The sequence below is a fragment of the Luteimonas composti genome (assembly GCF_042678665.1).
GTDB lineage: Bacteria > Pseudomonadota > Gammaproteobacteria > Xanthomonadales > Xanthomonadaceae > Luteimonas > Luteimonas composti.
The window spans coordinates 899,366-912,013 of the sequence record NZ_JBHTKU010000001.1; the positions used below are offsets into that span (position 1 = coordinate 899,366).

Annotated in this window: 10 protein-coding genes; 2 read left to right on the forward strand and 8 right to left on the reverse strand. The window is 73.2% G+C overall.

The genetic code is table 11. The features are described 5' to 3' along the window. Positions 1-28: 28 nt before the first annotated feature. Together ACFQ2D_RS04140 and ACFQ2D_RS04145 are read left to right on the forward strand one after the other, a co-directional pair. Positions 29-769: a metallophosphoesterase family protein gene (locus tag ACFQ2D_RS04140; RefSeq protein ID WP_280940748.1), complete on the forward strand. Its 741-nt coding sequence runs from the start codon at positions 29-31 to the stop codon at positions 767-769. Position 770: 1 nt separating this feature from the next. Then, positions 771-2,192, forward strand: a complete 1,422-nt coding sequence (locus tag ACFQ2D_RS04145; RefSeq protein ID WP_280940747.1) for a bifunctional serine/threonine-protein kinase/universal stress protein — start codon at positions 771-773, stop codon at positions 2,190-2,192. 9 nt (positions 2,193-2,201) lie between these two features. On the opposite strand, the gene ACFQ2D_RS04150 is transcribed toward ACFQ2D_RS04145, so the two are convergent. The 8 genes from ACFQ2D_RS04150 to ACFQ2D_RS04185 form a co-directional block, all read right to left on the reverse strand. After that, positions 2,202-2,552 (reverse strand): GFA family protein, encoded by a 351-nt coding sequence (locus tag ACFQ2D_RS04150; protein ID WP_280940746.1) that lies wholly within the window; start codon positions 2,550-2,552, stop codon positions 2,202-2,204. A 188-nt stretch (positions 2,553-2,740) separates the two neighbouring features. Continuing rightward, positions 2,741-4,603, reverse strand: a complete 1,863-nt coding sequence (locus ACFQ2D_RS04155) for a carboxypeptidase regulatory-like domain-containing protein (RefSeq protein WP_280940745.1) — start codon at positions 4,601-4,603, stop codon at positions 2,741-2,743. Then, on the reverse strand, positions 4,600-6,768 hold the full coding sequence (locus ACFQ2D_RS04160) for a hypothetical protein (protein WP_280940744.1): 2,169 nt from the start codon (positions 6,766-6,768) through the stop codon (positions 4,600-4,602). Before ACFQ2D_RS04160 ends, ACFQ2D_RS04155 begins: the two co-directional genes overlap by 4 nt. Next, a complete protein-coding gene (locus ACFQ2D_RS04165) occupies positions 6,765-7,916 on the reverse strand; it encodes a BatA domain-containing protein (RefSeq protein WP_280940743.1) in 1,152 nt (383 codons plus the stop codon). The genes ACFQ2D_RS04160 and ACFQ2D_RS04165 overlap by 4 nt, the downstream gene beginning before the upstream one ends. Next, a complete protein-coding gene (locus tag ACFQ2D_RS04170) occupies positions 7,913-8,809 on the reverse strand; it encodes a DUF58 domain-containing protein (RefSeq protein ID WP_280940742.1) in 897 nt (298 codons plus the stop codon). The genes ACFQ2D_RS04165 and ACFQ2D_RS04170 overlap by 4 nt, the downstream gene beginning before the upstream one ends. Before the next feature lie 14 nt (positions 8,810-8,823). Beyond that, on the reverse strand, positions 8,824-9,819 hold the full coding sequence (locus ACFQ2D_RS04175; protein WP_280940741.1) for an AAA family ATPase: 996 nt from the start codon (positions 9,817-9,819) through the stop codon (positions 8,824-8,826). A gap of 700 nt (positions 9,820-10,519) precedes the next feature. Continuing rightward, positions 10,520-11,233: a DUF4159 domain-containing protein gene (locus ACFQ2D_RS04180; RefSeq protein WP_280940740.1), complete on the reverse strand. Its 714-nt coding sequence runs from the start codon at positions 11,231-11,233 to the stop codon at positions 10,520-10,522. Between the two features lie 73 nt (positions 11,234-11,306). Continuing rightward, on the reverse strand, positions 11,307-12,641 hold the full coding sequence (locus ACFQ2D_RS04185) for a TldD/PmbA family protein (protein ID WP_280940739.1): 1,335 nt from the start codon (positions 12,639-12,641) through the stop codon (positions 11,307-11,309). Positions 12,642-12,648: the final 7 nt, after the last annotated feature.

Genomic DNA, 12,648 nt, shown 5'->3' on the forward strand with positions numbered 1-12,648 from the left:
GCATGGGCGGCGGGAGGATCCCCCATCCATGCGCATCGCCCTGCTCGCCGACCTGCACGCCAACCGCGAGGCGACCGAGGCCTGCCTGGGCGCGCTGGCCCGCGAAGGCTGCGGCCGCCATGTGTTCCTCGGCGATCTCGTCGGCTATGGCGCGGATCCGGCCTGGGTGCTGGACACGGTGCGCGCGCATGTCGCGGACGGCGCGGTGGCCGTGCTCGGCAACCACGACCAGGCCGTCGCGCACGCCGCCTCGCCGCACATGGTGGCCGAGGCGCGCGACGCCATCGCCTGGACGCGTCGGCAGCTCGATGCGGACCAGCTCGCCTTCCTCGGCAGCCTGCCGCTGCAGGTGCAGGAGGACGATCGGCTCTACGTGCACGCCAATGCCTGGTCGCCGGGCGAATGGGGCTATGTCTCCAGCCGCGCGACGGCCAGCCGCAGCCTGGAGGCGACGCCGCAGCGGCTGACCTTCTGCGGCCACGAGCATCGCCCGGCGCTGTACTACGCCCAGCCCGGCCCCGCCGGCCATTTCCAGCCCATCGCAGGGCGCCCGGTGCCGCTGCCCGGCGCCCGGCGCTGGCTGGCGATTCCCGGCAGCTGCGGCCAGCCGCGCGACGGCGACCCGGCCGCGGCCTGCGCGGTGTACGACACCGACGCCGCCACCCTTACCTTCCTGCGCGTGCCCTACGACCACGAGCGCGCGGCGGCGAAGATCGTCGCGGCGGGCCTGCCGCGGATCTTCGCCACTCGCCTGCTGTCGGGAGCCTGAGATGAAGCTGCAGCCGGGACAGTCGATCGGTGGCTACACCCTGCTCGCGCCGCTGCACGAGGGCGGCATGGCCACGCTGTGGCGGGTCTCGCATCCGCGGCAGTCGTTCCCGCTGCTGATGAAGCTGCCGCACCTGGGCTATGGCGAGGACGTGGCCAAGCTGGTGGGCTTCGAGGTCGAGCGCATGCTGATGCCGGCGCTCTCCGGACCGCACGTGCCGCGCTTCGTCGCCAGCGGCGACGACGGCGACCAGCCCTGGCTGGTGATGGAGCAGGTGCCCGGCGATACCCTGCGCGGCCTGCTCGACGAAGCGCCGCTGCCGGTGGACCGCGTCGCGGCGCTGGGCGCGCTGGCCGCGACCGCGCTGGAGGACCTGCACCGCCAGCACGTGGTGCACCTGGACATCAAGCCCAGCAACCTGATGCGGCACGTGGACCCCGCCACGGGCGTCGAGCGGATCGTGCTGATCGACTTCGGCCTGTCGCACCACGCCCAGTTGCCCGACCTGCTGAGCGAGCAGTTCCGGATCCCGCTCGGCACCGCGCCCTACATCTCGCCCGAACAGGTACTCGGCGTGCGCGACGATCCGCGCAGCGACCTGTTCGCGCTGGGCGTCAGCCTCTACCACCTCGCCACCGGTCAACGGCCGTTCGGCAACCCGACCAGCCAGCGCGGCCTGCGCCGGCGGCTTTACCAGGACCCGGCACCGCCGCGCGCGCTGCTGCCGGACCTGCCGCGCTGGTTCCAGGAGATCGTGCTGCGCTGCCTGGAGGTCGATCCCGACGCGCGCCATCCCAGCGCGGCCCAGCTCGCCTTCGACCTCGCCCATCCCGAGCAGGTGCCGCTGACCGAGCGCGCGGAGCGCGCGCGCCGCGACGGGCGACTGCAGGTGGCGCGGCGCTGGCTGCGCGCGCTCGGCCGCGAGCCGGCCACGGCGGAGTCGGGGCCGGCGCACGCCGCGCGCGACGCGCCGCTGGTGATGGTGGCCCTGGACACGCGCCAGGGCGATGCCGGACTCGATGCCGCGCTCAACGACGTGGTGCAGCGCATCGTGCATACCTCGCCCGGGGCGCGCCTGGCCTGCGTGACGGTGATGCGCACCGCGCGCGTGGGCATGGACAGCAACCTCGACGAGGCCGGCCGCAACCGCCACGTCAAGCGCCTCGTCGCGATGCGCCACTGGGCACGCGCGCTGCGCCTGCCCGACCACCGCATCACCTTCCACGTGCTCGAATCGAGCGACGTCGCCGAGGCGCTCGTGGCGTTCGCACGCGGCAACGGCATCGACCACCTGCTCATGGGCGCGCGCGGCGTCACCGGCATGCGCCGCATCCTGGGAAGCGTGTCGGCACGCGTGGTCGCCGAAGCCGACTGCACCGTGACCGTGGTGCGCGGCACGCGCAGCGCGATCGCGCCGGCCTGACGCGCCGCTTCAGTAGCTGGCGCCGTCCACCGGCACCACGTCCAGCCCCGCGAGGTCGACGTCCGCCAGGCAGCGCACGTTGACCATCGTCATCGCCGCGCCGTCGGAGCCCTTGCCCTCGCTGAAGGGCGCGACGCCGCAGTTCGCACAGAAATGGTGCGCGACCGCCTCGCGGTTGAACCGGTAGGTCGACAGCTGCGCCTCGGGCGTCTTCAGCGTGAGCGCATCGCGCGGGAACGCCGCGAGCAATCCGCCGCGCCGCCTGCACATCGAGCAGTTGCAGTCGTAGACCTGTCCGATCTCGCCTTCGACCTCGAACGCGATCCTGCCGCAGTGGCAGCTGCCCTGGTAACGCGCCATGGCATCGACTCCTTCCGGGGAAGTGGCGAGGGTACTACCCGGGCGCCGGCATCGCATGCGCGCCATGCGCCAGCGGGCGCGTCGGCAGCCCGCGCAGGCGCGTGTCGCCGCCCTGCCCTGCCGTACCGTCGCCTGGCGACTCGCGCCTTGGACGCTGCGATGGCATGCCGCGCGTTGGGGCATCGACCTCAGTCGCCGGCGTCCGCCGCGGCCCGTCCGGCGTCGTTCTTCCTCGCTGCTCCCGCCAGGCCCAGGCGTGAGCGCTCCAGCCACCAGGCCAGGCCGGCCAGCAGCAGCCACCCCAGCAGCCAGGGCCAGGCCGGACCGCGCACCGCGGCACGCGCCCCGCCCTGTCCCGCGGGCGCCCGCGGAGCGGCCGCGGCCAGCGCCAGCGTCGCCTCGCGCAGCGTCGCCAGGCGCAGCGCTGGCGCCTCGTCCGCGTCCGCCACATGGAACCCGCGTTCGGCCGAATCCAGCCGCAGCCGGTACCAGCCCGCGCGCCTGGGCCACAGGCCCACGCAGCGACGCTCGCCGCTGTGCGGATCGACGATCGGCTGGACCACAGCGCCGTCGGGGCCTTCGACCGTCGCGCCCTGCTGCCAGCCGCAGATGCGCAGGCGTTCGCCGGCGCGCGCCCAGGCGTCGACCACCGGCAGCGCATCGGGCCGCGCACGTGCGAGCGTTGCCAGCGTGGGACTCCACAATGCGTCGAACAGGTCGCCCCGCCCGTGCAGCGGCAGCACATAGGTATCGAGCAGGGTCCACAACCCGATGCGGCCGCGGCCCTCGCCACGCCACCAGCCGGCAGGGCTGTCGGCCGCGGACGCGAAGGCCACCGCCTGCGCACCGCCCACGCGCCAGCTGCGCCGGGTGAGCGCGGGCGGCCGCGCCTGCGCCTGCGCGAGGTCGAAGGGCGCATCGCGGCTGCCGCTGCCCAGGCGCGCCCGCAGCGCCTGCTCGTCGTCCACGCGCGCCGGCGGCAACGACCAGGGCGCGCTGCCGTTGCCGCCTTCGATCGGGAAGCCCGGCGCACGCAGTCCGCGCAGGCTCGCCTGCGCCAGCGGCGTGTCCGCGCGCAGCAGCAGCCCGAGGCCCTCGCGCACCGCCGCAAGCACGCGCGCGCGGCCGGAATCGCCGAGTCCCGACCAGGCGCGCGCATCGACCACCAGCAGGTCGGCCCCGGCCAGGTCCTTCGCATCCAGTGACGCGCTGCCGAGCTGCAGGCCACCACCCAGCGCAACGCGCGCCTGCGCCTGTGCGCCGGCGTCGGCCAGCCAGCGCCGCAGCGCACGCGTTTCCGGGCCCGGCGCGCCCGCCAGCAGCAGGACCTTCGGCGAGGCGGGCGCATCGATCCACAGCGGCACCGCGGACTGCGCCACCGGCGCCCCGTCGCCGCCGGACACGCGCAGCTCGAAGTGCGCCGGCCCCGCTTCCAGCGCGATGCCGTGCAGCACGAACCCGCCATCCTCGTCCAGCGCCGTGGCGTCGACCCGGCGACCGGCCGGATCGTGCAGCGCGACGCTGGCATCGGCGACGCCCTCGATGCGGCCGGCGATGTCGAAACCGGCGCCGCGCACGATCCGCTCCGGCAGCGACAGCTGCACCAGGCCGGCCGGCAGCGGCGGCGGATCGAACGCGATCGGGATACCTGCCGCGGCATCGCGGTCGCGCGCCACCAGGCCCGCGCCCAGGACCCGGATGCGGGCGGTGGCCGGGTGCCTGCGCAACGCGCTGGCCAGGTCTGGCGCGCGTTCGAGCCCGCCCACCTCCGCGACTTCCGGGAGAGCCACCGCCACGCCCCCGCTGCGCATCGCCGCGGCCGCGTCCGCGCCCTCGGTCAGCACCACCAGCTCGGCCGGATCGAGCGCACGCTCCAGCGGGAAGAGGCCGAAGTACAGCGCGGCCGCCAGCAGCGGCTGCAGGGCGAGCAGGGTCGCCAGGCGCCAGGCGCGCGGGCGCCGGGGATCGGCGCGATGCGCGCGCCATAGCCGCAGCGCAGCGACGGCGGCGGCGATCGCAAGCAGGAGCGCGACGTAGTGCGGCAGGGTCATGGCGTGTCCTGCGCGTCGTGCAGCGCATCGAGGTAGCGTCGGCCCAGGGCGTCGCCATCGGACCGGCCGAATGCGCCGGCCGGGCGCGGCAGCGCGCCCCAGACCAGGCCACGCAGCGCGTCGCGGCAGTCCGCGCAGCCGGGTTGCTGGCGCAGCGCATCGATCGCCGCGATCCAGGCCAGCGGATCTTCCAGCCGGTCGCGATTGGCCTGCGTCCACGCCTGCAGCGCGTCGAGCGTGGCCGGCAGCGCCTCCGCGCCGGGGCCGTCGAGCGAACGCCAGGCCGCGACCAACGCCTCCTCGCCGGCGATCCCCGGCAGCGGCGGCAGCGGACGGTTGCCCAGGCCGGTGCGATCGCCCCCCAGGCGTCGCGTCTCGTCGATCGGCGGCAGCTGCGTGCCGACGCGCTGCAGGTAGATGCGTTCGGCCTGCTGCACCTGCTTGATCAGTTCCAGCGCGCGGTTGGCATAGGGCAAGGCCTGGTCGGGCGCGGCCTGGCGCAGGTGCAGTTCGGACTGCCACATCTCGCGCAGCGCCTTGCGCAGGATTTCCCTGGTTTCCGGATCGAGCAGGGTCGCGGCCTCTGCGATGTCGTGGGTGTGGCCGAATTCCTCGAGCACGTCGCCGACGTTGCCGAAGCCGCCGGTCGCAGGCGCGGTGGGGGCATCATGGTCGTGTTCGTGGTCATGCCCGTCGTCTTCGCCATGCCCACCGGACGCGGTGCTCGCCGCGTCGCTGGTCGGCAGGTCGCTGGTGGGTGGTGCGCGACCGCCCTCGCTCTCTTCGCCCAGGAACTGTCCGTAGCGCAGGCGCAACAGGCGCTGGTCGACCCCGAGCATGTCCGAGCGGCGCTCGAACTCGCTGGAGGCCAGCCTTGGGCGTTCGCGCAGCAGCGCCTCGGCATCGATGATGATCTGGCGCTGGCTGCGGAAGTACGCCGGCAGGATCTGCTTCGCGAGGCCGTCCAGGCCTTCGGCGCCCAGTACCGGTTCGGGCGGCCAGCGCAGGATCACGCTGGCGCTGCGCGCCAGCTGCGGCTGCGGCGCGCGGTTGTCCAGCACCTCCAGCCGGGCGACCAGGTCTTCGCCGCGCTGCAGGCCGAATTCGGAGGGCCGCAGCCGCAGTTCGAAGCGCCGGCTGCGCGCGTCGCCCCTGCCCTGCAGCATGCGCACGTGTTCGTGGAAACGGATGTTCTCGCCGCTGCCCTCGGTGCGCGTCAGCAGCAGGCGCGCGTTCGGCGCGACGCCATGATCGTCCTGTGCCTCGAACGCCAGCATCCAGGCATCCCCGCCCGGCGCGCGCAGGGTGACGCCGCGCTCGGGCGCCAGCACGCGCACGCGCGGCGGCAGGTCGGGGACCGCATCGAGCCGGTACAGCGGCGAGGACTCGGCGCCTGCCACGCCTGCCGGCACCACGCGATACAGGGTGGAGTCCTCCAGCACGAGTTCGGCGGTCCACTCCCCGTCCTCGCGCTGCAGGGGCAGGCGCCTGCCATCGTGGAACACCAGTTCGACACCGTCGGGCTGCGGCCCGTAGCGCAGCCGCCAGCGCAGGCGGCTGCCGGCGGCGGCCTCCGCGTCGAGCGTCTGCAGCATCGCCTCCGGCAGGCCGGTATAGGCCGGCGGGCGCACCTGCAGCGCCTGCGCCTGCAGCTGCGGCACGCCCGGTGCGGCCACGGTTGCCCGCGCGGCTGGCCCCGGCGTCGACGAGGGCGGGGCTTCGGGCCACAGCACCGCGAGCGCGCAGGCCGCGATGGCCAGCGACCAGGCGATCGCAATCGGGCGCGCCGGCCACGATGGCCGGAGGTCCGGCGCGGGCCGCGCGTCCAGGCGCTGCTCCAGCCGCGCACGCTGCAGGCGCTGCAGCGGCGACAGCGCGGCGTCGTGCTGCCACAGCAGACCGCTGCTGTCCTCGAGATCGCGGCGCGTACTATCCAGGCGCGCCACCAGCCAGGCCTGGTCGAAGCGGCGCTGCCGCCACAGCGCCAGCGCAGCGACCGCAACCAGCCCGATCGCCCCCGCGGCTGCAGCGACCGCTGCGCCCGCGAAGCGCCAGCACAGCGTCGCCAGCGCCAAGGCCAGCGGCGACCACTGCGCCAGCGCCGCCAGCAGTGCACGGCGGCGCACGCGCGACAGCAGCGTATCGAGCGCGGCGCGCGCGCTCACGCCATCGCTCCGCGCCGGCGACCGCTGGCCAGCCAGCGTTCCAGCAGGAACAGCAGCGCGATGGCGAGCGCGAACCAGGGGCGCAGGTCCCGGGGCTCGGGCGCGGGCGCCGGCGCGCCCGCCTCCGGCGCGTAGTCGGCCGCCGCGACCGCCGTTGGCGCCGGCAGCGGCTGCAGCACGTCGCGCAGCACCTGCGGCAAGGTCGGATCGAGCAACTGCGGCATCGCGGCCGGCGCAAGCGGCCGCGTGAACCGCAGCACCCTGCCCTCGCCATGCGCGGCCGCCCGCAGCAGCGGCGCGCCGGCCGCGTCGCGCCAGACCGCGACGCCATCGGTCTCCACGGGCCACGACGCACCGGCGGGCAGCAGCAGCTGTCCTCCCTGCTCCACCCACGCCAGCAGGTCGGGCGGCGGCGGATCCTCGCGCAGCCAGGCCACCAGATCGACCTCGCCCGAGGGTGGGCTCGCCGCGTCTGCGACATCGACCGGCGCATTAGGCTCGTCCTGCCAGGCGCGCGCGAGCGCGCGCATGTAAGCGGCGTCCTCGCGATGCGCGGCGTCGTGCCGGATCGCCATCGATGGCGCGGGAATCGTCATCGCTTCGGGCCACGCGCCGCCGGCCGCGATGCGCCAGTCGACCTCGCGCGTCAGCCGCAGGCGGCCGCCGTCGGCGCCCACCAGCCGCTGCGGCACCAGCACCGCGAGCGGCGCGCCGGGGGCCAGGTCGGCGTCGAACTCCCGCAGCAGGCTGGCGACTGGAACGCGACCCTCCGGCTGCGGCTGGTCGAGCGCTGGGAATCCCGGTGCCAGCCAGCGCGCGTCGACCGCGGCGTCCGCGCGGGCCTCGGCAATCGCCGCCGCGTCCACGCCCGGCACGACCAGCAGCCGCGGTCGGAGGTCGCTCACGCCAAGCAGCGCCGGCCGTGCCAGGAACAGCGCCAGCAAGGCCAGCAGCAGCAGGCGCAGCGCCAGCAGCCAGGGCTCGTCGAAGCGCAGGCGGCGGCGCGGCTTCGGTTGCGCGCGCAGCCAGCGCAGCGCGGCGAACACGGTCGGGCGCTGCTGCTGGCGCCGCGCCAGGTGGATCAGCAGCGGCAGCGCCAGAGCGGCCAGCGCGGCCAGCGCCGCGGGCGCGAGCAGGATGGGGTTCATGCTTCGCCCCCGCCAGGACCGCTGGCGAACAGTGCACGCAGCGGGCGCAGCGGCGATTCGTCGAGCACATGCACCACGCTGCGGATGCCGGCCTCGGCAAAGCGCGCCTGCAGCGCGCGTTGGGCCTCGCCGAAGCGCGCCAGGAAGCCGGCGCGCAGCGCGCGCGCATCCCCCGGCAGCGCCTCTCCGGTCTCGGGGTCGATGAAGCGGCGTCCGTCGTCGAACGGGAAATCGCGCTCGGCCACGGCCAGGATCTGGATCGCCAGTACTTCGCGGCGCGCGGCGGCCAGGCGCGCCGCCAGCGTCGGCACGGCCGGATCGAGGAAATCGCCGATCACGACCACGAGGTCGTCGGCGGCGACGCGCTCCCACAGCGGACGCAGCCGCGCCTCGCCGGGAACGCCGCCGGCCGGCCGCAGCCGGTCGAGCTCGAACAGCAGGCGCTCGCGCTGCCGGCTGCCGGCCGCCACGGGCACCAGCGACAGCGCGTCTTCGCGCAGCGCGACCAGCCCGGCGCGATCGCCCTGGCGCAGCGCCACCTCGGCGATGCACGCCGCCAGAACGCGCGCGGCGTCCAGCCGGGTGTAGTCCGGACGCGTCTCGTCGGCCTGGCCCATCGACGCGCTGGCATCGAGCACGACCCACACCGCAAGCGGGCTGTCGCGTTCGGCCTCGCGCACGAAGAAGCGGTCGCTGCGTGCGTACAGTTTCCAGTCGATGCGGCGCGGTTCGTCGCCCGGCTCATAGCCACGGTACTGGGAGAACTCCAGCCCGGTGCCCTTGTCGCGACTGCGGTGCTGGCCGCCGCCGCGCAGCGCGCTGGCGCGGCGCGAGGCGATGCGCAGCCCGCGCAGCTGCGCGCGCAGCCCCGGATCGACGGGATCGAACGACATGCGTGCGCGCCTGCTCAGGCGCCCGGGTGCGGAACGTCGCGCAGCAGCGCGGCGATCACCTCGTCCGGGCGCTTGCCTTCGGCCTCGGCGGCGAACGAAAGCAGCAGGCGGTGGCGCAGCACCGGCGCGGCCAGGGCCTGCACGTCCTCGCGGGTCGCGGCCAGGCGGCCGTGCAGCAGCGCGCGCGCCTTGGCCGCCAGCACCAGCGACTGTCCGGCGCGCGGCCCGGCGCCCCACTTCACGTAGTCGCGCACCACCTGCGGCGCGCCCTCGCCGGGGCGCGTGGCGCGCACGATGCGGGTGATCCAGGCCAGCAGGTCGTCGCCCACGTGCACCTGACGCACCAGGGCCTGCAGCGCCAGCACGTCCTCGCCGCCCATCACGCGCGGCACCTGCGCGGTCGCGGCGCCGGTGGTCTGGGCGATGATCGCGCGCTCCTCGTCCTCGCCCGGATAGTCGAGCGCGATATGCAGCAGGAAGCGGTCGAGCTGCGCTTCTGGCAACGGGTACGTGCCCGCCTGTTCGATCGGGTTCTGCGTGGCCAGGACGAAGAACGGCGCCGGCAATGCATGGGTCACGCCGGCGAAGCTCACCGTGTGCTCCTGCATCGCCTCCAGCAGGGCGGCCTGGGTCTTGGGCGGGGTACGGTTAAGTTCGTCGGCCAGCAGCAGGTTGGTGAACACCGGGCCCTGCTGGAAGCGGAACGCGCGCCGGCCGGTGCCGTGGTCTTCCTCCAGCAGCTCGGTGCCGAGCAGGTCGCTGGGCATCAGGTCGGGGGTGAACTGTACGCGCCGGAACTGCAGCTCCAGCGCCTGGCCCAGCGTGCGCACCAGCAGGGTCTTGCCCAGGCCGGGCACGCCCTCGAGCAGGCAGTGGCCGCCGGCGAGCAGGCCGGTGAGCAGCTGCTCCACGACGTCGTGCTGTCCGACGATCGCGGTGGCGATGGCGGCGCGCAGGTCGCCCAGGCGTGCGACGCGGGACTGGATGTCGGATTCGGTGAGGGAGGTCATGGGCAAATCGTGGTCAAGAGCGATGGCTGACGGGAAGGTGGGGAGCAACGCCTGTTCTACCGCGAGGCGGAAGCTCGTGCTGTGGATCCACGGCCGAAAAGCCGTCTGTCCAACTGGCTCGCACGGTCATCGTGTCGGAGAAAAATGCCGTCTTCGACGGAGCGCCAGCCGCGCTTGAAGCGAGCTGGCGGGAACGCAGGTCGGACCCGGGCTTGCGGAACGAAGCCGTCCCGAGCCGGGGGTCGCTCCTCGGCTCGGTCAGCCATCCATGGCTGACTCGCCGCCGCAGCGCATCCATGCGCTGCTCTCCGCAACCCCCGGCCCGGGACGGCCGCGGGCTTCTTGCCATGCTCGCTTCGATCATCAGCACCAGGCATCCACTCCACGCCGAAGCGCCGAGCCGACAGGCCCGGCGAGCCGCGTCCTGACGGTCGGGGGTCGCGACAAGCAAAACATGGATGTCTTGCGCGCGAGTCGGGGCAGGGTGAGCGTGGATCGCTTGCGCGGCATGCCGCGCATCCACCCGAGCGCCCAGCGCGCTGCGCTGGGCCGGACCGCGAAGCGGCCCTGACCGAGCGGAGAGCGATCCTCGGCCCGCAGGGCGCGGCGTCGGTCCGAAGTCCAGATGCAAAAGCCCTCAGCGGGAGAACGATCGGAGCCCCATGACGGCAGGAGCCAACGAGAGTCGACAACGCCATGCTCATGCCGTCAACGCATAGACCACGATGTTGACCGCGAACTTGGTGTTGTCCTCGGCCAGGAAGCGCTTGTTGCGCCAGTCGTAGTCCCACTCGCAGCCGTAGTCCTTGTTGCTGTAGAGCACGCCAAGCCGGCCGTCGATGCTGATGCCCTTCAGATAGTCGTGCACCAGGTCGTCGCCCCAGCCGTTGAGTTCGAAGCTGGTGGCCGGCGGCCCGTCGGGGAAGCGGAAGAAGCTGCTGTAGATCGGATGCCGGTTGGGCAGCTTCGCCAGCGCCCGTGGCCCGAAGATCGACGCCATCTGCGATTCGAACGATTTGGCGAACAGGCCGTCGATGTCGTGGTTGCAGTCGTCGACGAAGACGAAGCCGCCGTTGCGCACATAGCGCTCGAAGTTGCGCCGCTCGGCCGGGTTGAACTCGACCAGCTTGTGCCCGGCGAGATAGCAGAACGGCGCCGAGAGCATCTTCGGGTCGGCCAGTTCGACCACGTGCTCCTTCGGATCCACCCGCAGGCCGGTGTAGTCGATCAGCGAGGTGATCAGGTTGGACGGCATCCGCTCGTCCACGTCCCAGTCGCCAGAGTCGTATTTCAGGCGGGTGAACCAGAAGTCGTAGCTGGCCGCATTCGCAGCCGCGGGCGTGCCGGATCGCGAAGCGAGCCAGGCGCCCGCCAGCAGGCCCAGGCCCCGGCGCAGGAACTGGGCCCGGTTCATCGGCCGTGGGCCCGCACCAACCCCGGCCCTCCCCCGCGCGCGGGGGAGGGAGCAAAGCGGGTACGGCGACTGGTCACACCGCGTCGGACAGCGACGTGAAGGTGAAATCGCGCAGCCGCATCGGCGGGATCATCATCGCGAAGCGCGACTCGTCGCCGCTCACCCGCACCGGCTTGCCCAGCTCGTCGATGTTGTTGAGCATGATCACCGGCGATTCGTTGAAGCGGAAGTTCTTGATCGGATGGCGGATCTGTCCGTTCTCGATGTAGAACGTGCCGTCGCGGGTCAGGCCGGTGAGCAGCACGGTCTGCGGATCGACCATGCGGATGTACCAGGTGCGCGTGACCAGGATGCCGCGCTCGGTCTCGCGGACCAGGTCGGCGGTGGACTTGGTGCCGCCGGACATGATCAGGTTGCCCGGCGTGGCCACCGCTTCCTTGCCCTGCTGCTGCGCCCAGTAGCGCGAATACAGCATGTTGGCGACCTTGCCGTCCTGGATGACAGGCATGCGCTTGCGCGCCATGCCCTCGTCGTCCCAGGGCATCACCGGCACGTCCGGGTCGTTCGGATCGGCCCAGATGTTGACGCGCGGGTCGTAGACCTGCTCGCCGAGCTTGTTGCCGCCGCCCTTCTTCGACAGGAAGCTGCGGCCCTCGTCGGCCTGGCGCGCATCGAAGAAGAACATCATGAAGGAGATCAGGCCGGCCGCCGCGTGCGGCTCCAGGATCACGGTGTACTTGCCCGGCTCCAGCGCCTTGGCGTCGGCCGAGTCGCGCGCCTTGCGGATGGCGATGGCGATGTCGCGCTCGGCGCTGAACTGCGAGATGTCGGTGACGTTGCGCCCCACCCAGCCCGAGCCGCGGCCGTCCTCGGTGCGGACGGTGCAGGTGTAGTCGGCGCTGGTCGCAGTCTGGTAGCCGAAATTGCCGTTGCTGTTGGCGATCGCGGTGAAGCTGCGGCTGTCCTCCAGGAAGCCCGCTGCCACCAGCCCGCTCGAACGGCACGGGGCGATGGAGTCGGCCGCGACCTGGGCGCGGTATTCCGGCGTGATCGCCGCGGTCGCCTCGCTGTAGGTGCTGGTGGCGGTGTAGGACTGCTTGCCGATCGCCGGCATGAATTCCGGGTTCTCCGGCGCCAGCCTGGCGAGGTCCTCGGCGCGGCGCACCACCCGTTCCAGCGAGGCGTCGTCGAACTCGTTGATCGTGGCGGTGCCCACGCGCTTGCCGAACGCGACCGACACGCCCAGTTCGACGTTGTCCACGATGCCGCTGGTGGATACGTTGTTCAGGGCGAAGCGGATGTTGCCGTTGTTGCTGCCCGAGAGCACCGCGGTGCACTCGTCGGCCTTCGACAGGGCGATGACCTTGTCGAGGATGGCCTTGGCTTCGGCTTCGGTGAAGATGCTCATGTACTAG

Coding starts and splice junctions, on each gene's coding strand:
- ACFQ2D_RS04165 (WP_280940743.1), bottom strand. CDS start 7,916: ATGAACCCCATCCTGCTCGCGCCCGCGGCGCTGGCCGCGCTGGCCGCT.
- ACFQ2D_RS04185 (WP_280940739.1), bottom strand. CDS start 12,641: ATGAGCATCTTCACCGAAGCCGAAGCCAAGGCCATCCTCGACAAGGTC.
- ACFQ2D_RS04155 (WP_280940745.1), bottom strand. CDS start 4,603: ATGACCCTGCCGCACTACGTCGCGCTCCTGCTTGCGATCGCCGCCGCC.
- ACFQ2D_RS04170 (WP_280940742.1), bottom strand. CDS start 8,809: ATGTCGTTCGATCCCGTCGATCCGGGGCTGCGCGCGCAGCTGCGCGGG.
- ACFQ2D_RS04180 (WP_280940740.1), bottom strand. CDS start 11,233: ATGAACCGGGCCCAGTTCCTGCGCCGGGGCCTGGGCCTGCTGGCGGGC.
- ACFQ2D_RS04140 (WP_280940748.1), top strand. CDS start 29: ATGCGCATCGCCCTGCTCGCCGACCTGCACGCCAACCGCGAGGCGACC.
- ACFQ2D_RS04150 (WP_280940746.1), bottom strand. CDS start 2,552: ATGGCGCGTTACCAGGGCAGCTGCCACTGCGGCAGGATCGCGTTCGAG.
- ACFQ2D_RS04145 (WP_280940747.1), top strand. CDS start 771: ATGAAGCTGCAGCCGGGACAGTCGATCGGTGGCTACACCCTGCTCGCG.
- ACFQ2D_RS04175 (WP_280940741.1), bottom strand. CDS start 9,819: ATGACCTCCCTCACCGAATCCGACATCCAGTCCCGCGTCGCACGCCTG.